We start from the raw sequence: 19,402 nt of genomic DNA on the forward strand, positions 1-19,402 counted from the left end.
CGTCGTCCGTGTGTCTGTCGCACATTCGATCCCTTGCGCACCGACAGTGCTCCAGAACCAGTGGGGCGGCGCAGGGTTCTCGGCATCCCAGGGGTAGTGAGCGAAGCAAATCCATTCCCATGGCGGTGAGTTGTGGTGCTGAATGGGAAGTGCGGGGATACGCAACGGCGCACGCCCGGCACAGCGGGAAGGGGTGTGTGTCAACTGGCGGCTGAGAGGGGTTTGTTCGTGCCTGCTGGCCCACACAGCGCATCACCGACACAGACAGCAATCGCGGTTCCGCCGTCTCTCTCCTTACCGGTCATCGAGAAGGCCTTTCCTCGTCAACTCCATCCGTATTGGCCCCAGGTGCAGGAGGGGACGCGCGCCTGGCTGCTGGAAAAGCGTCTCATGCCGGCGGGCAAGGTCCGGGAATATGCCGACGGACTTTGCTATACCGACCTCATGGCGGGGTACTACCTCGGTGCCCCCAATGAGGTGATCCAGGCGATAGCGGACTACAGCGCGTGGTTCTTCGTCTGGGACGACCGTCACGACCGCGACGTCATTCACGGCCGGCCGCTCGCCTGGTGGCGGCTCAAGCGGCGGCTCCACACGGCCGTGGACTCCCCACGGGACCAGCTGCACCACCACGACCCGCTGGTCGCCGGGTTCGCGGACAGCACGCTGCGGTTGTACTCGTTCCTCGGCAGGAGCTGGAACGCCCGCTTCGCCCGGCACTTCCACGCCGTGATCGACGCGTACGACCGGGAATTCCACAACCGGGCGAACGGTGTCGTCCCGACCGTCGAGGAATATCTCGAACTGCGGCGGCTCACTTTCGCGCACTGGATCTGGACCGACCTCCTGGAGCCCAGCGCGGGATGCGAACTCCCCGTCGGAGTGAGGAAGCACCCGGCATATCGCCGGGCGGCTCTGCTGAGCCAGGAATTCGCCGCCTGGTACAACGACCTCTGCTCACTGCCCAAGGAAATAGCGGGCGATGAGGTCCACAATCTGGGAATCAGTCTCATCCAGCACTGGGGACTGACACTCGAAGAGGCCATCGTGGAAGTCCGGCGACGGGTCGAGGAATGCGTCGCCGGATTCCTTGTGGCCGAGAAGGACGCGCTTCGACTGGCCGACGAACTCGCCGACGGCACCCTCCGGGGAATGCGACTGAGCGTCGCCGTGCGCGCGTGCGTCGTGAACATGCGCAACTGGTTCAGTTCCGTCTACTGGTTCCACCATGAGTCGGGCCGTTACCGGGTCGACAGTTGGGACGACCGGTCCACGCCCCCGTACGTCAACAACGAAGCGGCAGGTGAGAAATGACCGTCGAGTCGGTGAAAGCGGCCCCGCCCCCCACCCCGGAACCACTGACTCCGCCCCTGGCGGGCGGCGCCGTCCCGGTCCTCGGCCACGGCTGGAAACTCATGCGCGACCCGCTGGCCTTCCTGGCCCGGCTGCGTGCGGAGGGCGATGTCGTCCGGCTGAAGCTGGGCCCGAAGGAGGTGTACGCCGTCACCGCCCCGGACCTCACCGGAGCCCTGGCGCTCAGCCCCGACTTCAAGATCGCCGGGCCGCTCTGGGAGACCCTGGAGAGCCTGCTCGGCAAGGAGGGTGTGGCCACCGCGAACGGGCCCCGCCACCGGCGGCAACGGCGCACCATCCAGCCCGCGTTCCGGCTCGACGCGATCCCCGCGTACGGGCCGATCATGGAGGAGGAGGCGACGGACTTCGCGGCCCGTATGGCGGGGCTCGACGCCGTCGACTGCACCTCCGAGTCGTTCCGGGTCGCCGTCCGCATCGCGGCCCGCTGTCTGCTGCGGGGCGACTACATGGACGAGCGGGCCGAGCGGCTGTGTGCCGCGCTCTCCACCGTGTTCCGGGGGATGTACCGGCGCATGGTGGTGCCCGCCGGGGCCCTGTACCGGCTGCCCCTGCCGGCCATTCGCGAATTCAACCGCGCATTGGCCGACCTGCACCTCCTCGTCGACGAGATCGTCGCCGAGCGCCGGGCCTCCGGCCAAAAGCCGGACGATTTGCTGACGGCATTGCTGGAGGCGAAAGACGAGAACGGCGACCCCATAGGGGAACAGGAGATCCACGACCAGGTCGTCGCGGTACTCACCCCCGGCAGCGAAGCCGTCGCGTCCACGCTCATGGGGCTGCTCCAGACTCTCGCCGAGCATCCGGAGCACGTCGACCGGATCCGCGCGGAGGTCGAATCGGTCGTCGGCGACCGGCCCGTCGCATTCGCGGACGTACGCCGGTTGCGACACACCAACAATGTCGTCGTCGAGGCCATGCGACTGCGCCCGGCCGTCTGGATATTGACGCGACGCGCGGTGACCGACACCGAACTGGGCGGGTATCGCATTCCGGCCGGTGCCGATCTCGTGTACTGCCCGTACGCGATCCAACGCGATCCGAAGTCATTCGTACGGAATCTCGACTTCGACCCGGACCGCTGGCTTCCGGAGCGCTCCCAGGAGGTTCCCAAGTACGCCGTGAAGCCCTTCGGTGTGGGCAACCGGAAGTGCCCGAGCGACCACTTCTCGATGGCGCAGCTCACCCTCATCACGGCGGCGGTGGCGAGGAGGTGGCGTCTGGAGCAGGTACCCGACTCCAACGGCGCGACCCGGGTCGGCATCACCCTCCGGCCGCACGATCTGCGGCTGAGGGCCGTACCGAGGTGAGGTCCGGGGCGCGCCCTCGGGAGGAAGCACCGACCGCCTGAGCGCGCGCCCGGCAGCCCGCCGGGCTCGGCCGCCCGAGCGGCCCGGCGCCCCGTCAGGCGGCCTCCGGGCCCCGGAAGGTCCGGCGGTAGGCCTGAGGGGTCGTGCCCAGGGACCGTACGAACTGATGGCGCAGGGCTGCCGCGGTGCCGAAGCCGGTGCGCCAGGCGATGGCGTCCATCGTCTCGTCCGTCGCCTCCAGCAACCGCTGGGCCAGCAGCACCCGTTGCCGCAGGATCCAGCGGTACGGGGTGGTCCCGGTCTCCTGCTGGAAGCGGCGGGCGAACGTCCGCGGGGACATGTGGGCGCGGGCGGCGAGCTGCTCGACGGTGACCTCCTTGTCGAGATGGCGCTCCATCCAGGCCAGCATCTCACTCATCGTGTCGCCCTGCGAGGGTGGCAGCGGTCGCTCGATGTACTGGGCCTGACCGCCGTCCCGGTGCGGCGGCACGACCATGCGCCGGGCGATCTTGTTGGCGACCTCCGGTCCCTGCTCCTTGCGGACGATGTGCAGACAGGCGTCGATGCCGGCCGCCGTGCCCGCCGAGGTGATCACCGGGTCCGCGTCCACGTACAGCACGTCCGGCTCCACGATCGCCCGCGGATACCGCCGCGCCAGCTCCTCGGCGTGCTTCCAGTGCACCGCGCAGGCCCGCCCGTCCAGCAGCCCGGCCGCACCGAGCGCGAACACCCCCGAGCACACGCTCAGCACCCGGGCACCGCGGTCGACGGCCCGGCGCAACGCGTCCAGCAGCTCGGTCGGGTAGATCCGATGCACATAGCTGTCACCGGCCGGTACGACGACGAGGTCGGCCTCCTCCAGCCGGTCGAGCCCGTACGTGGTGGAGACGGTGAACCCGGAGGGCGTACGCAGCGTCGGGCCCTCCGCCGAGGCGACCGCGAAGTCGTAGACCGGCAGGCCCTCGTCACTGCGATCGAGCCCGAAGACTTCGCAGGCGACGCCGAGTTCGAAGGGGTGCACGCCGTCGAGGAGGACCGTGGCCACGTTTGTCAGCATGCTGCCAGTGTGCCTCGCCGATGGCAGTAATTCGAGGGTGTGCGGCAGTCCTGCCACTGTTGGCCAGGAGCGTCCGGCAGCAAAGTGGTGTCCATGAACGAGACGCAGACGCAAACACTCATCGGAACACTGGTCGTCCTCGGGATGCTCGCCCTGGTGATCCTGCCCGCCGTCATCGGCGCCGTACGCGACCGGCGCGTCGACCGGCAGCTCAGGGACGCGGAGCGGCGCGAGGCCGCCATCGACGGAACCGTTCGGGAGGCGTACGCGCGCACCGACGTGCGGGGAGCCTCCTCGCACCGCATGGCCCGCGCGGCCTGATCGCAAATCCGTACGACGCCGGTCGATCGTCTGTGTAGCCTCTCCTCGACCACAAAGGGGAGGATCATGAGACACAGAACGCGCCCCGCACACAACCGGACGCTGGCCGTGGCGGGCGGGGCGGCGGCCCTGGTGCTGCTGGCCGCGACCGGGGCCCACGCGGAGGGCAGGGGCGATGTCCGCGTCACGAAGACGGTCGTCAACGGCGGCAGGAACGTGATCGTGGGGACGTCCAAGACCGTCACTTTCCCGATCGCCGTCACGATCAAGGACGACTCGGGGGTGAAGGGGCTCACCCGCGTCAGCACCTTCAACACCCACAACGCCGGCAGCTTCTTCGACTGGACCGGCACGAAGTGCGTCAAGAAGAGCAGGACGACGTCCGTGTGCACGGCGACCATGACGGTCGACCCCGGGTGGATCCCGCAGAGCACCGAGGGCGACACCAACGCCGCCGCCGGTGTCTGGCAGGTCAACGCCACCGTCAAGGCGAACGACGGCGACTACTGGATCTCGGACCGCATCGCCCTGTACAAGGTCAAGCGCGCCTCGGCCCTCACCGCGTTCATCAAGCCGGAGAAGGTCGCCAAGGGCGCCAAGGTCACCGTCACCGGCAAGCTCACCCGGGCCAACTGGGAGACCCTGAAGTACAACGGGTTCACCAAGCAGTCGGTGCAGTTGCAGTTCAAGAAGAAGGGCGCCACCCGTTACACCACCGTCAAGACGGTGAAGACGGGCAGCGCCGGGAAGATCGGCACGAAGGTGACCGTCACGTCGGCGGGCACCTGGCGCTGGTACTTCCCCGGCACGACGACGACCGCGAGGGTCACGTCGGCCGGGGACGCGGTCACCCTGAAGTAGGCCGCTCAGAAATCCTCGTCCAGGTCGACGGTGCCCTCCACCGCGACCTGGTACGCGGACGGGCGCCGCTCGAAGAAGTTGGTCAGCTCCTGGACGCCCTGCAGCTCCATGAAGGAGAACGGGTTCTCCGAGCCGTACACCGGGGCGAAGCCGAGGCGCGTCAGACGCTGGTCGGCGACGCACTCCAGGTACTGCCGCATGGAGTCGGTGTTCATGCCCGGCAGGCCGTCACCGCACAGGTCGCGGGCGAACTGCAGCTCGGCCTCGACGGCCTCCCGCAGCATGTCCGTCACCTGCTGCTGAAGCCGGTCGTCGAAGAGGTCCGGCTCCTCCTTGCGGACGGTGTCCACCACGTCGAACGCGAAGGACATGTGCATCGTCTCGTCGCGGAACACCCAGTTGGTGCCGGTCGCCAGGCCGTGCAGCAGACCCCGGCTGCGGAACCAGTAGACGTACGCGAAGGCGCCGTAGAAGAACAGGCCCTCGATGCACGCGGCGAAGCAGATCAGGTTGAGCAGGAAGCGGCGGCGGTCCGCCTTGGACTCCAGGCGGTCCAGCTTCTCCACCGAGTCCATCCATGTGAAGCAGAACTGGGCCTTCTCACGGATGGACGGGATGTTCTCCACGGCCGCGAAGGCCGCCGCGCGGTCCTCCGGGTCGGGGAGATAGGTGTCGAGCAGCGTCAGATAGAACTGGACGTGCACGGCCTCCTCGAAGAGCTGACGGCTCAAGTACAGCCGGGCCTCGGGGGAGTTGATGTGCTTGTACAGCGTCAGCACCAGGTTGTTCGCGACGATCGAGTCGCCCGTCGCGAAGAAGGCGACCAGACGGCCGATCAGGTGCTGCTCGGCGGGGGAGAGCTTCGCGAGGTCGGCGACGTCCGAGTGGAGGTCGACCTCCTCCACGGTCCAGGTGTTCTTGATGGCGTCCCGGTAGCGCTCGTAGAAGTCCGGGTAGCGCATGGGGCGCAGAGTCAGCTCGAAGCCGGGGTCGAGCAGGTTCTTCTGGTCGGTCGGGGCGGTCGTCACTGGCAGGCCTCGCAGGACTCGGGGTTTTCCAGGGAGCAGGCGACGGCGTCGTCGGCGGTCGCCTGAACGGGGACGGGAGTGGCCGCGGCGGAAGAGGAACCGGCGGCACGGGCGATACGGGTCGCCGGGCGCGAACGCAGGTAGTACGTCGTCTTCAGCCCCGACTTCCAGGCGTACGCGTACATCGAGGAGAGCTTGCCGATGGTCGGCGTCTCCAGGAACAGGTTCAGCGACTGGGACTGGTCCAGGTACGGGGTCCGCGCCGCCGCCATGTCGATCAGGCCGCGCTGCGGGATCTCCCACGCCGTGCGGTACAGCGCCCGTACGTCGGCCGGGATCCACGCGAAGTCCTGCACCGAGCCGTTCGAGTCGCGCAGCGCCTCACGGGTACGGGCGTCCCACACGCCCAGCGCCTTCAGGTCCTGCACCAGGTAGGAGTTGACCTGGAGGAACTCACCGGAGAGGGTCTCGCGCTTGAACAGGTTGGACACCTGCGGCTCGATGCACTCGTACACACCGGCGATCGACGCGATGGTGGCGGTGGGCGCGATGGCGAGGAGCAGCGAGTTGCGCATGCCCGTCGTCGCGATGCGCTCGCGCAGGGCCGCCCAGCGCTCCGGCCAGGTGAACTCGACGCCGTAGTGGTCGGGGTGCAGCACACCACGGGCCGTACGGGTCTTCTCCCAGGCCGGCAGCGGGCCGTCGCGCTCGGCGAGGTCGGTGGAGGTCTCGTACGCGGCGAGCATGATCCGCTCGGCGATCCGCGTGGACAGGGCCTTCGCCTCGGGGGAGTCGAAGGGCAGCCGGAGCTTGAAGAAGACGTCCTGGAGGCCCATCGCGCCGAGGCCCACCGGGCGCCACCTGGCGTTCGAACGGCCCGCCTGCTCGGTCGGGTAGAAGTTGATGTCGACGACACGGTCGAGGAAGGTCACGGCGGTGCGGACGGTCTCGTCCAGTCGCTCCCAGTCCAGGTCGCCGGTCGCCTGGTCGACGAACGCGCCCAGGTTCACCGAACCCAGGTTGCAGACGGCCGTCTCCCCGTCGTCCGTGACCTCCAGGATCTCCGTGCAGAGGTTGGAGGAGTGGACGACACGGCCCGCCTCGGCCGTCTGGTTGGCCGTGCGGTTGGCGGCGTCCTTGAAGGTCATCCAGCCGTTGCCGGTCTGCGCGAGGGTGCGCATCATCCGGCCGTAGAGATCGCGGGCCGGGATGGTCTTCTTCGCCAGCCCGTCCGCCTCGGCCTTCCGGTACGCCGCGTCGAACTCCTCGCCCCACAGGTCCACCAGCTCGGGCACATCGGCGGGGGAGAACAGGGACCAGCGCTCGTCGGCGTTCACCCGGCGCATGAACTCGTCCGGGATCCAGTGCGCCAGGTTCAGATTGTGCGTACGCCGGGCGTCCTCACCGGTGTTGTCGCGCAGCTCCAGGAACTCCTCGATGTCGGAGTGCCAGGTCTCCAGGTAGACCGCCGCCGCGCCCTTGCGCCGACCGCCCTGGTTCACGGCGGCGACCGAGGCGTCCAGCGTCTTCAGGAACGGCACGATGCCGTTGGAGTGCCCGTTGGTGCCCCGGATCAGCGAACCCCGGGAACGGATACGGGAGTACGACAGTCCGATGCCGCCCGCGTGCTTCGAGAGGCGGGCCACCTGGTGGTAGCGGTCGTAGATGGAGTCCAGCTCGTCCAGCGGGGAGTCGAGGAGGTAGCAGGACGACATCTGGGGGTGCCGGGTGCCGGAGTTGAAGAGGGTGGGGGAGGACGGGAGGTAGTCCAGTCGGCTCATGAGCCCGTAGAGCGCGGCGACTTCGTCGACGGAGCGGGTGCCCGTCCTCGCGTCGAGCGCGGTGTCCTCGGCGAGGCCGGAGGCGACGCGCAGCATGAAGTGCTGGGGCGTCTCGATGACCTTGCGGGTGATCGGGTGCCGGAGCAGATAGCGGCTGTGCAGGGTGCGCAGGCCGAAGTAGCCGAAGCGGTCGTCGGCGGCGGGGTCGACGAGCGCGTCCAGGCGCTCGGCGTGGACCCGTACGAACTCCGCCGTACGGTCCGCGACGAGGCCCTCCCGGTGTCCCACCGCGATGGACTCCGTGAACGTGGTGACGCCCTGGGAGGCGGCCTCGGCGCGGATGCCGATCGCCAGCAGCCGGGCGGCCAGCTTCGAGTAGGCGGGGTCCTCGGAGATGAGCCCGGCGGACGCCTCCGTGGCCAGCTCGCGCAGCTCCGCGGTGACCTCGTCGAAGGTCCCCCGAGCGGACCGGCCGCGCAGCGCGGCGGCGGCGACCCGGCCGGGGTCGGCGTCGGGAAGGTCGGCGGTCAGCTCGGTCAGGGTCCGCAGCAAAGCGGTACCGGGACCGTCGGTCTCCGACACCGGGGCGGCCGATGCCGGGGCGGCTGAAGCCGGGTCGGCTGGCGCGATGGTCACGTGGGGCACTCCCTCGCTCGGCGGTGGACCTGGCGGAGGGCAGGCAGCAGCACACGAGCGCACGGAGGCGTCGAGTCCACCGGCCCATTCCACGAGGCCCGGACGTCAGGGCACCCGGACCGGACGGCCGGGTGCGCCGTCGGCAGGTCCTCGGACTCAACAGGCGTGCGCGAAGGGCATGAACGCACGCGAGTACACCGTTGCGGGACAGTTCCGGATTCGCACCGGATTCCCCTGCGGCGACAGCGAGCATGAGCATACATCTAGTGCCGGGTCGCGGTGTCACCCCCACATGTTGTGTCGTATCCGACTTCGGAGCGTGTCAGAGCGTCAACTCATGGGTGAGCGGCCCGATGTCGTGGAGGTGGGGGAGGGGCTCCGGTCGCGCTCGGGTGTGCGAGTGAGGCCCAACCGTTCGTGGACCGCTACGGAGCCGTGGCCGGCCACTGCGGCAGCGTGGTCACGAAGTCCTTGCTGAAGTCGCGGGTGCCGGGGCCCAGGGCGACGCGGCCGGTGGTGCGCAGACGGGTCGTCAGGGCGGGGGACTCGGAGTAGTGGACGCGGCGGGCGTCGGCCGGTACGAAGACGGTCTGGCCGCGGGTCAGTTCGCTCGCGCACTCGACGACGACGGCTCCTTCGGCGGCCTCGATGAACGCCTCGTCCCCGCAGACCCCCACGGCCAACGGATCGTGCAGCGGGCAGGTGCCGTCTCCGCCGTGGCGGGTGTAGGCGTCCATGTACGTCCGCATCAGCCGGGCGGCGAGGGCCGTGCCCGGGCCCGCGGCCTCCAGCGCCGCGAGGTCCGCGGGGCGGAACAGCCAGCGGTGCGAGGCGTCCAGGTCGACCATGGTGAACGGGATGCCGGAGGAGAGGACCACCTCGGCGGCGTCCGGGTCGGCCCAGATGTTGAACTCGGCGACCGGGGTGAAGTTGCCCGGCACCCGGGCGGCGCCGCTCATGAACACGAACTTCCCGACACGGTGGGCGAACGCCGGGTCCTCCAGCAGGGCGATCGCCACGTTCGTGAGCGGGCCGGTGGCGCAGACCGTCAGCTCGCCCTCGTACGCGCGGGAGAGCCGTAGCAGGGCCTGCGCGGACGACTCCGTCGGGTGCGGGGCCGTGGAGTCGGGCAGCGTCTCGTTGCCCAGTCCCGCCGGGCCGTGGAAGGCGGATGCCTCCCGGTAGGGGAGCCGGGACAGGGGGCGGCCCGCGCCTCTGTGCACCGGGACGTCGTCGTCGATGCGGAGGGCGCGGGACAGGGCGCGTGCGTTGCGGTAGGTTCCGTCGGCCGGGAGGTTGCCGCCGACGGATGTGTACGCCTTGAGGTCCCACAGGCCGGTACCGAGCAGGTACTGCAGGGCCACGGCGTCGTCTATACCGGGGTCGCTGTCGAGGACGATCGGCGAACGAACGGTCACGCCGCCAGCGTAGTCGGGTTGCGGGTGGTTGCCCGCGCGGTTCCCCGCGCCCCTTCAGGGGCGCAGCCCCTGGGGAGGGACGGGTAGGGGCGGCGGGGGCGAAGGAAGTTCCCCGGCCGCCCCGGGGCCTAGTGGCTCGATCCCGCCGTCGCCGGAGGCAGTTCCACCTGGACGCCCGCGTCGCCGGCGTCCGCCGTGTAGTCCTCCGGCTTGGTCTCGTCGATGCCGTCGGGGGCCTTGGCGGCACGCAGAACGAAGGTGAGGACCACCGTGACCACGACATTGAGCACGAACGCGGTCAGACCGATGTAGCCGATCTCGCCGATGCCGGGGATCTCCGCGGAGGAGCCGCCGAAGTGCTTCTGGGTCGGCGAGGCGACGCCGTACGCGGCCATCGTGCCGTAGAGCATGCCGACCGCCCAGCCGGCGAGGAGCGCCCAGCGGTGGAACCAGCGGGTGAAGAGGCCGCCGACCAGCGCCGGGAAGGTCTGGAGGATCCAGATGCCGCCGAGGAGCTGGAAGTTGATGGCGACCGTCTTGTCCATGGTCAGGACGAAGACCAGGGCGCCCACCTTCACCAGCAGCGAGACCAGCTTGGAGACCTTGGTCTCCTGCTCGGGCGTCGCGTTCGGCCTGATGAAGTCCTTGTAGATGTTGCGGGTGAAGAGGTTCGCCGCCGCGATGGACATGATCGCCGCCGGCACGAGCGCACCGATGCCGATCGCCGCGAAGGCCACGCCGGCGAACCAGTCCGGGAACATCGTCTCGAACAGCTGCGGGATCGCCAGCTGTCCGTTCTGCACCTTGATCCCGGCCGCGATCGCCATGAAGCCCAGCAGGGCGAGCAGACCCAGCATCAGGGAGTAGAGCGGGAGGATCGTGGTGTTGCGGCGGATCACCTCACGGCTCTTCGACGACAGCGTCGCCGTGATGGAGTGCGGGTACATGAAGAGCGCGAGCGCCGAGCCGAGGGCGAGGGTCGCGTACGTCCACTGGTTCGCGTCGCCCGGGACGACGGCCCCGCGCGGTTTGCCGGTGGCCGGGTTGGTCTGGCCGAAGGCCTCGCCCGCCTTGGCGAAGATGTCGTCGAAGCCGCCCAGCTTGATCGGGATGTAGATGATCGCCACCGCGATGACGATGTAGATCAGCGTGTCCTTCACGAACGCGATCAGCGCGGGCGCCCGCAGGCCGGACGAGTAGGTGTACGCGGCCAGCACGCCGAAGGCGATCAGCAGCGGCAGGTCCTTGATGAACCAGTTGGTGTTCTCACCGCCGCCGACGCCCATCACGTCCAGGACGGCCTGGATGCCGACCAGTTGGAGCGCGATGTACGGCATCGTCGCCAGGATGCCGGTCAGGGCGACCGCCAGCGACAGGCCCTTCGAGCCGAAGCGCCCGCGTACGAAGTCGGACGTCGTCACATACCCGTGCTTGTGCGACACCGACCACAGGCGGGGCAGGAACGTGAAGATCAGCGGGTAGATCAGGATCGTGTAGGGCACCGCGAAGAAGCCGGCCGCGCCCGCCGCGTAGATCGCCGCCGGTACCGCGACGAAGGTGTACGCCGTGTACAGGTCGCCGCCCAGCAGGAACCAGGTGATCCAGGTGCCGAACGACCGGCCGCCCAGACCCCATTCGTCGAGGCTGTGCTCGTTCTCGGCCTTGCGCCAGCGCGCGGCCAGGAAGCCCATGACCGTGACGGCCAGGAAGAAGAAGATGAAGACGGCGAGTGCCACGCCGTTCACGCCGTCCTTCACTTCGCGACACCCCCGTCCTGGGACCGCTGGGCCTTGCGGGCGCGCTGGTCACGCTGCCACAGCACGTACGCGGCGCCGGTGAGCGCCGTGGAGATGAGCACCCAGGCCATCTGGTACCAGTAGAAGAACGGGATACCGATGAACGCCGGGTCCGTCTTGGCGTAGGAGCCGACCCAGAGCATCGCCACGAACGGGGCGAACAGGCACAGGGCGATGACCACCCTGACAGGTGTCACCACGGGTGCCCCCGGTGGCTTCACTTCAGACGCTTCTGACATGGCACGGCTCCGTCCCCTCACTGATCACCTGTGATCACCTGTGTAATGCGCAGGAAATCTAAGGGACAGTTCTGCTTTAAGGAACCCCTGTCCGCATAACGGATTTGTGGGAATGCCCGCTGTGCGACGGGCCGCTCAGCAGCAGCGGAACCCCTGTCGTGGATCCGCTTCCTGCCGGTCGGTCCGCATCCGCTCGAACTCCCGCCGGGTCGGCACCGGCGCGTCCGGGGCGTGCGTGCGCAGATGGTCCACGTAACGGTCGTACGCCGACTCGTCGGTCAGCTCCCGTACGTACCAGCGCACGCCCCGGGCCGCGCTAACCGCCCTGAGCGCCGCTCTGCCCAGCACCGACCGCGTCACGCGCCGCCTCCTCCTTCTCCTCCTCGGTCGGGAACAGCCCCGCCGGTGCGACGATCTTCGACTCGACGTACTTGGCCTCGCTCAGCGTGGACAGCGCCGGACGCCGTACGTGCCGTACACAGACCCGGGTGGCGTCCGCGATCACCACGATGATCAGCAGGGCCAGGACCGCCGAAAGGACGCCGTCGACCGTGGAGTTGGTGACGATGGTGTGCATGTCGTCCATGCTCTTGGCGGGGGCGATGACCTCGCCCCGGTCGATGCCGTCCTGGTAGACGGCGCGCTGCTCGAAGAAGCCGACGCGCGGATCGCCGGAGAACACCTTCTGGTAGCTGGCGGTCAGGGTGGCCGTAGCGTCCCAGGCCAGCGGAATCCCCGTGATCCAGGCCCACTTGAGGCGGCCCGATTTCACCAGCAGCGTCGTACAGACCGCGAGGGCGACCGCCGCGAGGAGCTGGTTGGAGATACCGAAGATCGGGAACAGCTGGTTGATGCCGCCGAGCGGTTCGTGGACGCCCACCCACAGGAAGTACCCCCACAGCCCGCACACCGCCGCGCTGGTGATGACCAGGCCGGGTTTCCAACTGACGTTCCTGAACGGCCGGTACACATTGCCCAGCATGTCCTGGAGCATGAAGCGGCCCACACGGGTGCCGGCGTCGAGCGCGGTCAGGATGAACAGCGCCTCGAACATGATTGCGAAGTGATACCAGAAGGCCCGCAGCCCGTCGCCCGTGACCTGCGAGAAGATCTCCGAGACACCGACGGCGAGCGTGGGCGCACCCCCGGTACGGGACAGCAGGGACGCCTCCTCGACGTTCTTCGCGGCGGCGGCCAGTGCCTCCGGGGAGATCTGGTAGCCCCAACTGCCCACCACCTGCGAGGCGTTCTGCACCGTGTCGCCGATGACCCCGGCGGGCGCGTTCATCGCGAAGTACAGGCCCGGGTCGATGACGGAGGCCGCGATCAGCGCCATCACGGCCACGGACGACTCCATCAGCATGGAGCCGTAGCCGATCATCCGGACCTGTGTCTCCTTCTGGATCATCTTCGGCGTCGTACCGGAGGAGATCAGGGCGTGGAAGCCGGACAGGGCCCCGCAGGCGATGGTGATGAAGACGAACGGGAAGAGCGAGCCCGCGAAGACCGGGCCGTCGCCGCGCGAGGCGAAGTCCGTCACCGCGTCCATCCTCAGCGTCGGCAGGGTGAACACCACGCCCAGCGCGAGCAGCAGGATCGTGCCGATCTTCATGAAGGTGGACAGGTAGTCGCGGGGCGCCAGCAGCATCCACACCGGCAGGATCGAGGCGATGAAGCCGTACGCCACCAGCCAGATCACCAGGGTGGAGGGCTCCAGCGTGAAGGCGTCCGCCCATGACGACTCCGCCACCCAGCGGCCCGCGACCAGCGCGAGCAGCAGCAGCCCGACGCCGATCAGGGAGACCTCGGCGACCCGCCCCGGCCGCAGCACGCGCAGGTAGAAGCCCATCAGCAGGGCGATCGGGATCGTCATCGCGATGGAGAACGTGCCCCAGGGCGAGGCCGCGAGCGCGTTGACGACGACCAGCGCCAGCACACCCAGCAGGATGATCATGATGGCGAAGGCGGCGACCAGTGCGGCGGCCCCGCCGAACGGGCCGATCTCCTCGCGGGCCATCTGACCCAGTGACCGGCCGTCCCGGCGCGTCGAGAAGAACAGCACCACCATGTCCTGGACGGCGCCCGCGAAGACGACGCCCGCGATGATCCAGATCGTGCCCGGCAGATAGCCCATCTGCGCGGCCAGCACCGGGCCGACCAGCGGGCCCGCGCCCGCGATCGCCGCGAAGTGATGGCCGAGCAGCACGCGTCGGTCGGTGGGGTGGAAGTCGATGCCGTTGTTCAGGCGCTCCGCCGGGGTGGCCCGGGTCCTGTCGACCTTGAGGACCTTGTACGCGATGAACCTGGCGTAGAAGCGGTAGGCGATCGCGTACGAGCCGAGCGCGGCGGCGACCATCCACGCGGCCGACACGTTCTCGCCCCGCGCCAGCGCCAGCACGGCCCAACCGGCTGCGGCGACCAGGGCGACGAGGGTCCAGATGACGATGGTTCGGACGTTCGCGGTACGCACAGCGGGGCCTCCCGTGTCCATGCGGCGACGCAAGGACCGTAGAGCCAGGAGCGGCGATCGCGCTACACCGCGTGCACCACCTGTGACCGTAGGGCGTACGACGTCAAGTGCCTCAGTCCTGGGGGCGCTTGAGCCTTGCCACGAACTTGTACCGGTCGCCCCGGTACACCGACCGCACCCACTCCACCGGCTGCCCCTCCTTGTCCAGGGAGTGGCGGGAGAGCATCAGCATCGGCAGGCCCACGTCCGTGCCGAGAAGGCCGGCCTCGCGCGGGGTGGCGAGAGAGGTCTCGATGGTCTCCTCGGCCTCGGCGAGATGGACGTCGTACACCTCGGCGAGCGCGGTGTAGAGGGAGGTGTACTTGACCAGCGACCTGCGCAGGGCCGGGAAGCGCTTCGCGGAGAGATGCGTCGTCTCGATGGCCATCGGCTCGCCGTTCGCCATGCGCAGACGCTCGATCCGCAGCACCCGTCCGCCGGCGGTGATGTCGAGCAGCCCGGCGAGGGTGTCGTCGGCGGTGATGTAGCCGATGTCCAGCAGCTGCGAGGTCGGTTCGAGGCGCTGGGCGCGCATGTCCTCGGTGTACGAGGTGAGCTGCAGCGCCTGGGAGACCTTCGGCTTGGCGACGAACGTGCCCTTGCCCTGGATGCGCTCCAGGCGCCCCTCGACGACCAGCTCCTGCAACGCCTGCCGCACGGTGGTGCGCGAGGTGTCGAACTCGGCGGCGAGCGTGCGTTCGGGCGGGACCGGCGTGCCGGGCGGCAGCGTCTCGGTCATGTCGAGCAGATGCTTCTTCAGGCGGTAGTACTTGGGCACGCGCGCGGTACGGACGTTCGCCCCGTTCTCGTTCTCCGCACTGCTGACGTCGCTGCTCATGCTCCGCCTTCCCGGCTCCTCGTGGCGTGATCCCTCTGTATACCTTCGCAGGCCCCGCTGGTCTAGTCCATGGCGAGGGCGCCCGTTGGTCTACTCCACGCAGGCTCAGTGGTCTACCTGAAGAGTGTGGCTCAAGCGTGCGGTTTTCGCTGCCTTCTTACATAAAGGTTCTTGCATATGTAGGTCGCATAACGGCTGGTGAGAGCGGGTTCGCGTGCTCTTGACACACCGAATGGTCTGAGCCAAGCTCCGGCGTACTGGTCTACACCATTGGTCCAGGTCCCGGCCCCATGGGCGGTACGCGTGTCACTGCGGGGAGCAGGGGGGTTGGTGGCATCCCTGAGGAGTTGTGCATCCCTGAGGAGGGTGGCGTGAAGCGCAAGCTGACAACCGCGATCTGTGTCGCGGGCATGATGGTCTCCATCGCGGCGTGCGGGGGCGGCGGGAACGGTGGCTCGGAATCGGCGGCGGACACCAAGGAGCTGACCGTCTGGCTCACGGTGGACGCGCAGAACAACTGGCCCGAGCTGGTCAAGGCCGCCGACGCGGCCATCGAGAAGAAGCACCCCGGCATCAAGATCAAGCACGAGTACTACGGCTGGCCCGACAAGAACGCCAAGCTCGACGCCGTCCTCGCCACCGACAAGGCCCCCGACGTGGTCGAGATGGGCAACACCGAGATGCTCGCCTACATGGTCAAGGGCGCCTTCGCCCCCGTCGACCCGGCGAAGTTCGACAACGCGGGCGCCTGGCTGGACGGCCTCAAGGCCTCCGTCACCTATGAGGGCAAGACCTACGGCGTCCCGTACTACGCCGGCGGCCGGGTCGCCAACTGGCGCAAGGACGTCTTCGCCGAGGTGGGCGTCAAGTCCACGCCGAAGACGTACGACGAACTGACCGCCGCCCTGGACAAGGTGCAGAAGAAGCAGGGCGACAAGTTCAGCGCCTGGTACCAGCCGACCCGTGACTGGTACGCGGCCATGTCCTTCGTCTACGACGCCGGTGGCTCCATCGCGGTCGAGTCGGGCGGCAAGTGGAAGGCCAACCTCTCCTCGCCCGAGTCGATCAAGGGCCTCGACGAGTTCAAGAACGTCGTCGACACGTACATGCACGGCGACAAGACCAAGGACGAGTCCGACCGTTACATCGTCTACGGCCAGGGTAAGTCCGGCATGATCTTCGCCCCCGCCTGGGAGGGCGCGACCGCCGCGGCCAAGGAGAACGACAAGACCGGCAAGCTCGCCGGCAACGTCGAGAACTTCGTGATGCCCGGCCCGTCCGGCAAGAACCTCCCCGTCTTCCTCGGCGGCTCCGACCTCGCCGTACCGGTGAAGTCCGACGCCCAGGCCGTCGCCGCCGAGTGGATCAACGCCTTCGCGGGCTCCTCCGGCCAGAAGGGCCTGATGGAGAAGGGCAACCTGCCCAACAACAAGACCGACCTCGCCACCCTGAAGGACGACCCGGCGACGGCGGTCCCGGCCACCGCGGCCGAGTCCAACTGGTTCGTCCCGATGGCACCCGGGTGGGGCCAGGTCGAGAAGGCCCAGATCCTGCAGACCATGCTCCAGAGCATCGGCACCGGTAAGCAGTCCGTGGAGGACGCCGCGAAGGAAGCGGATGCTGCGATCGACAAGGTCATCAACAACGAGTGACGGGTGACCTGCGGTCGGCCTGGCTGGGGGTGACCTGCGGTCGGGCCGGCCGATGGTGCCGGGCCCGGGGCTTGGGCTTGGGGTGACCTGTGGTCGGGCCGGGCCGATGGTGCCGGGCCCGGCCGTGGGTGACATCGGTCCGGCCGGTGGGTGACATACGAAAGTGCCGCGATGGGTTGTCGGTTCGCTGCCGGTGCGTCGTGGCTGGTCGCGCACGCGCGGCGGTAGCCGCATATCGATACCGCCCCGCGCCCCTTGAGGGGCGGCGTTGCCCGGCCTTTCCTTATTTGCTTAGGAGCGCGATGAGTGCCGCAGATACGACCACCTCCACAAAGGTGCCGCCGCCGCGGCAGGCGCCGTCACCAGTCGCCGTCGCCGAGAGAGGCCCGGGCAAGCGGCGCTCCGGTGGGCCCGCCGTGCCCTGGCTGCTGCTCGCGCCCTGCCTGCTGATCCTCGCCCTCGTCCTCGGCTATCCGCTGGTCCGGCTGGTCACCCTCTCCTTCCAGGAGTTCGGCCAGTCCCAGCTGTGGGGCTTCAAGCCCGCCGAGTCGGTCGGCTTCGACAACTTCGCCGAGGTGCTGGGCGACGGCGAGTTCTGGACCGTCGTCGTACGGACCATCGTCTTCGCCGTCGCCTGCGTGATCTTCACGATGGTCGTCGGCATGCTGATCGCCCTGCTGCTCCAGCGGGTCTCCGGCTGGGTGAAGACGCTCATCAACATCGCCCTGGTGGCGAGCTGGGGCATGCCGATCATCGTGGCCACGACCGTCTTCAAGTGGCTCTTCGACTCCGACTACGGCATCTTCAACGCCCTGCTCAGCAAGCTTCCCGGCGTCGACATGATCGGCCACAACTGGTTCGCCGACGGCCCCGAGGGCCTCGCCGTGATCACGCTGCTCGTGGTCTGGGGCGCGGTGCCGTTCGTCGTCATCACCCTCGGCGCCGGACTCACCCAGGTGCCGAAGGAGCTGGAGGAGGCGGCCCGGCTGGACGGCGCGGGCGCCTGGGGCGTGTTCCGGTTCGTCACCCTGCCCATCCTCAAGCCGATCGTCGTGATGCTGACGACGCTCTCGGTCATCTGGGACATGGGCGTCTTCCCGCAGGTCTTCGTGATGCGGGGCGGCCATCCGGAGGCCGAGTTCCAGCTGCTCACCACGTACTCGTACGACAAGGCGTTCGTGGTCAACGACTACGCGCAGGGCTCGGCGATCGCCCTGCTGACCGTGGTGTTGCTGCTGGGCGTGATCGGCGTCTACATGCGCCAGATGCTGAAGATCGGAGAGGTCGAATGAGTACCGCTGTCGTCTCCGGTGCCTCCGGGCGCCGCAAGTCGTCGAAGCTCGGCTGGAACCTCCTCGGTCTGCTCGTCTTCGTCACCGCGGGCTTCCCCGTCTACTGGATGCTGAACACGGCGTTCAAACCGGCGAAGGACGCCATCGACCCGGACCCGAGCCTGCTGCCGACCGGTCTGACGCTCTCCAACTTCAGCCGGGCGCTGAACATCGCCGACTTCTGGGGTCCGGTGGGCCGCAGCCTGGTCGTGTCCCTCACCGTGGTCGCGATCGGCATCGTCGTCGGCATGCTGGCAGCCCTGGCCATCTCCCGCTTCGCGTTCCGGGGCCGGAAAGTGGTGATCGTCGGCATCCTGGCGGTGCAGATGGTCCCGCTGGTCGCGATGATCATCCCGGTCTTCCTGCTCCTGAACGACCTGGGTCAGTACGACCGGCTGTCCGGCCTGGTCATCACCTACCTGACCTTCATCCTCCCGTTCACCGTGTGGACCCTGCGCGGCTTCATCGTCAACATCCCACGCGAGCTGGAGGAGGCGGCCATGGTCGACGGCTGCTCCCGCACCACCGCCTTCCTCCGCGTGGTCTTCCCGCTGCTCGCGCCGGGCATGGTGGCGACCTCGGTGTACGGCTTCATCCAGGCGTGGAACGAATACCTGTACGCCCTGATGCTGATGAGCCAGCAGAACCAGACCGCGACCGTCTGGCTCGGCAACTTCACCACCAAACACGGCACCGAATACGCCCCGATGATGGCTGGCTCCACGATGATGGCCGTGCCGATCGTCGTCCTCTTCCTCCTCGTCCAGCGCAAGATGGCCGCGGGCCTCACCGCGGGCGCCGTGAAGGGATAACCGCACCCGATGACGACATTCGCCACTGGCCCGACCGCTTTCAACTCGGGAGGGGACGGGCTCACGCGGGACGCCCTGACGGTCCTGCAGCCCGGCTTCACCGGCACCACCGCCCCCGACTGGCTGCTGCGCCGCCTGGGCGAGGGCCTCGCCTCCGTCGGCCTCTTCGGCCGCAACATCACCTCACCCGAACAACTGGCCGCCCTCACCGCCCAGCTGCGCGCCGAACACGAGGACGTCCTGGTCGCGATCGACGAGGAGGGCGGCGACGTCACCCGCCTGGAGGTCCGCACCGGCTCCTCCTACCCGGGCAACCACGCCCTGGGCGCCGTCGACGACGTGGACCTGACCAGAGAGGTCGCCTTCGCACTGGGCCGCCGCCTGGCGGAGTGCGGCGTCAACCTCAACTGGGCGCCCTCGGCGGACGTGAACTCCAACCCCG

Annotated in this window: 17 protein-coding genes and 1 riboswitch; of the genes, 8 read left to right on the plus strand and 9 right to left on the minus strand. The window is 68.6% G+C overall.

What is annotated here, in order from left to right:
- Nucleotides 1-228 precede the first annotated feature (228 nt).
- Together cyc1 and STRIP9103_RS10735 are read left to right on the plus strand one after the other, a co-directional pair.
- Nucleotides 229-1,314, plus strand: a complete 1,086-nt coding sequence (gene cyc1 / locus STRIP9103_RS10730; protein WP_009307568.1) for an epi-isozizaene synthase — start codon at nucleotides 229-231, stop codon at nucleotides 1,312-1,314.
- On the plus strand, nucleotides 1,311-2,681 hold the full coding sequence (locus STRIP9103_RS10735; RefSeq protein ID WP_009307575.1) for a bifunctional albaflavenone monooxygenase/terpene synthase: 1,371 nt from the start codon (nucleotides 1,311-1,313) through the stop codon (nucleotides 2,679-2,681). The genes cyc1 and STRIP9103_RS10735 overlap by 4 nt, the downstream gene beginning before the upstream one ends.
- A 94-nt stretch (nucleotides 2,682-2,775) precedes the next feature.
- On the opposite strand, the gene STRIP9103_RS10740 is transcribed toward STRIP9103_RS10735, so the two are convergent.
- Nucleotides 2,776-3,738 (minus strand): GlxA family transcriptional regulator, encoded by a 963-nt coding sequence (locus STRIP9103_RS10740; RefSeq protein WP_048820063.1) that lies wholly within the window; start codon nucleotides 3,736-3,738, stop codon nucleotides 2,776-2,778.
- A gap of 93 nt (nucleotides 3,739-3,831) precedes the next feature.
- Between STRIP9103_RS10740 and STRIP9103_RS10745 the strand changes: the two genes are divergently transcribed.
- Both STRIP9103_RS10745 and STRIP9103_RS10750 read left to right on the plus strand, forming a co-directional pair.
- Nucleotides 3,832-4,059 (plus strand): hypothetical protein, encoded by a 228-nt coding sequence (locus STRIP9103_RS10745; RefSeq protein WP_141574282.1) that lies wholly within the window; start codon nucleotides 3,832-3,834, stop codon nucleotides 4,057-4,059.
- A gap of 66 nt (nucleotides 4,060-4,125) precedes the next feature.
- Entirely contained in the window at nucleotides 4,126-4,920 is a 795-nt protein-coding gene (locus STRIP9103_RS10750) for a hypothetical protein (RefSeq protein ID WP_009307554.1), read from the plus strand.
- A gap of 5 nt (nucleotides 4,921-4,925) precedes the next feature.
- Here STRIP9103_RS10750 and STRIP9103_RS10755 read toward each other — a convergent pair whose 3' ends face one another.
- The 8 genes from STRIP9103_RS10755 to STRIP9103_RS10790 form a co-directional block, all read right to left on the minus strand.
- Nucleotides 4,926-5,882, minus strand: a complete 957-nt coding sequence (locus tag STRIP9103_RS10755; RefSeq protein WP_234022170.1) for a ribonucleotide-diphosphate reductase subunit beta — start codon at nucleotides 5,880-5,882, stop codon at nucleotides 4,926-4,928.
- A gap of 62 nt (nucleotides 5,883-5,944) precedes the next feature.
- Nucleotides 5,945-8,365 (minus strand): ribonucleoside-diphosphate reductase subunit alpha, encoded by a 2,421-nt coding sequence (locus STRIP9103_RS10760; RefSeq protein ID WP_009307573.1) that lies wholly within the window; start codon nucleotides 8,363-8,365, stop codon nucleotides 5,945-5,947.
- A 124-nt stretch (nucleotides 8,366-8,489) separates the two neighbouring features.
- Nucleotides 8,490-8,624: riboswitch (cobalamin riboswitch) on the minus strand.
- A gap of 166 nt (nucleotides 8,625-8,790) precedes the next feature.
- Nucleotides 8,791-9,783 carry a nucleoside hydrolase gene (locus STRIP9103_RS10765; RefSeq protein ID WP_009307561.1) on the minus strand — a complete coding sequence of 331 codons (993 nt, stop codon included), beginning with the start codon at nucleotides 9,781-9,783 and terminating at the stop codon, nucleotides 8,791-8,793.
- Between the two features lie 128 nt (nucleotides 9,784-9,911).
- Nucleotides 9,912-11,540, minus strand: coding sequence for a monocarboxylate uptake permease MctP (gene mctP / locus STRIP9103_RS10770; protein ID WP_048820066.1), 1,629 nt, complete (start codon nucleotides 11,538-11,540; stop codon nucleotides 9,912-9,914).
- Nucleotides 11,537-11,818: a DUF3311 domain-containing protein gene (locus STRIP9103_RS10775; RefSeq protein WP_181800327.1), complete on the minus strand. Its 282-nt coding sequence runs from the start codon at nucleotides 11,816-11,818 to the stop codon at nucleotides 11,537-11,539. Before STRIP9103_RS10775 ends, mctP begins: the two co-directional genes overlap by 4 nt.
- A gap of 135 nt (nucleotides 11,819-11,953) precedes the next feature.
- Nucleotides 11,954-12,163, minus strand: coding sequence for a YbdD/YjiX family protein (locus tag STRIP9103_RS10780; protein ID WP_048820071.1), 210 nt, complete (start codon nucleotides 12,161-12,163; stop codon nucleotides 11,954-11,956).
- Complete coding sequence (locus tag STRIP9103_RS10785; RefSeq protein WP_009307558.1) at nucleotides 12,135-14,288, minus strand: carbon starvation CstA family protein; 2,154 nt, start codon at nucleotides 14,286-14,288, stop codon at nucleotides 12,135-12,137. Before STRIP9103_RS10785 ends, STRIP9103_RS10780 begins: the two co-directional genes overlap by 29 nt.
- Before the next feature lie 112 nt (nucleotides 14,289-14,400).
- The gene (locus tag STRIP9103_RS10790) at nucleotides 14,401-15,165 is read right to left on the minus strand and encodes a GntR family transcriptional regulator (RefSeq protein WP_009307553.1); all 765 of its coding nucleotides are present in this window, start codon (nucleotides 15,163-15,165) and stop codon (nucleotides 14,401-14,403) included.
- Between the two features lie 371 nt (nucleotides 15,166-15,536).
- Between STRIP9103_RS10790 and STRIP9103_RS10795 the strand changes: the two genes are divergently transcribed.
- The 4 genes from STRIP9103_RS10795 to STRIP9103_RS10810 all read left to right on the plus strand — a co-directional run.
- Entirely contained in the window at nucleotides 15,537-16,817 is a 1,281-nt protein-coding gene (locus STRIP9103_RS10795) for an extracellular solute-binding protein (RefSeq protein ID WP_009307570.1), read from the plus strand.
- A gap of 302 nt (nucleotides 16,818-17,119) precedes the next feature.
- The gene (locus tag STRIP9103_RS10800; RefSeq protein ID WP_048820068.1) at nucleotides 17,120-18,109 is read left to right on the plus strand and encodes a carbohydrate ABC transporter permease; all 990 of its coding nucleotides are present in this window, start codon (nucleotides 17,120-17,122) and stop codon (nucleotides 18,107-18,109) included.
- Complete coding sequence (locus STRIP9103_RS10805; protein WP_009307563.1) at nucleotides 18,106-18,960, plus strand: carbohydrate ABC transporter permease; 855 nt, start codon at nucleotides 18,106-18,108, stop codon at nucleotides 18,958-18,960. Before STRIP9103_RS10800 ends, STRIP9103_RS10805 begins: the two co-directional genes overlap by 4 nt.
- A 9-nt stretch (nucleotides 18,961-18,969) precedes the next feature.
- The coding region (locus tag STRIP9103_RS10810) for a glycoside hydrolase family 3 N-terminal domain-containing protein (protein ID WP_009307566.1) at nucleotides 18,970-19,402 on the plus strand (433 nt) is incomplete at its 3' end.

Source organism: Streptomyces ipomoeae 91-03 (genome assembly GCF_000317595.1).
In the GTDB taxonomy this organism is placed as follows: domain Bacteria; phylum Actinomycetota; class Actinomycetes; order Streptomycetales; family Streptomycetaceae; genus Streptomyces; species Streptomyces ipomoeae.

Coding starts and splice junctions, on each gene's coding strand:
- STRIP9103_RS10755 (WP_234022170.1), bottom strand. CDS start 5,882: ATGCGCTACCCGGACTTCTACGAGCGCTACCGGGACGCCATCAAGAAC.
- STRIP9103_RS10745 (WP_141574282.1), top strand. CDS start 3,832: ATGAACGAGACGCAGACGCAAACACTCATCGGAACACTGGTCGTCCTC.
- STRIP9103_RS10790 (WP_009307553.1), bottom strand. CDS start 15,165: ATGAGCAGCGACGTCAGCAGTGCGGAGAACGAGAACGGGGCGAACGTC.
- STRIP9103_RS10740 (WP_048820063.1), bottom strand. CDS start 3,738: ATGCTGACAAACGTGGCCACGGTCCTCCTCGACGGCGTGCACCCCTTC.
- STRIP9103_RS10735 (WP_009307575.1), top strand. CDS start 1,311: ATGACCGTCGAGTCGGTGAAAGCGGCCCCGCCCCCCACCCCGGAACCA.
- STRIP9103_RS10750 (WP_009307554.1), top strand. CDS start 4,126: ATGAGACACAGAACGCGCCCCGCACACAACCGGACGCTGGCCGTGGCG.
- STRIP9103_RS10775 (WP_181800327.1), bottom strand. CDS start 11,818: ATGTCAGAAGCGTCTGAAGTGAAGCCACCGGGGGCACCCGTGGTGACA.
- STRIP9103_RS10805 (WP_009307563.1), top strand. CDS start 18,106: ATGAGTACCGCTGTCGTCTCCGGTGCCTCCGGGCGCCGCAAGTCGTCG.
- STRIP9103_RS10800 (WP_048820068.1), top strand. CDS start 17,120: ATGAGTGCCGCAGATACGACCACCTCCACAAAGGTGCCGCCGCCGCGG.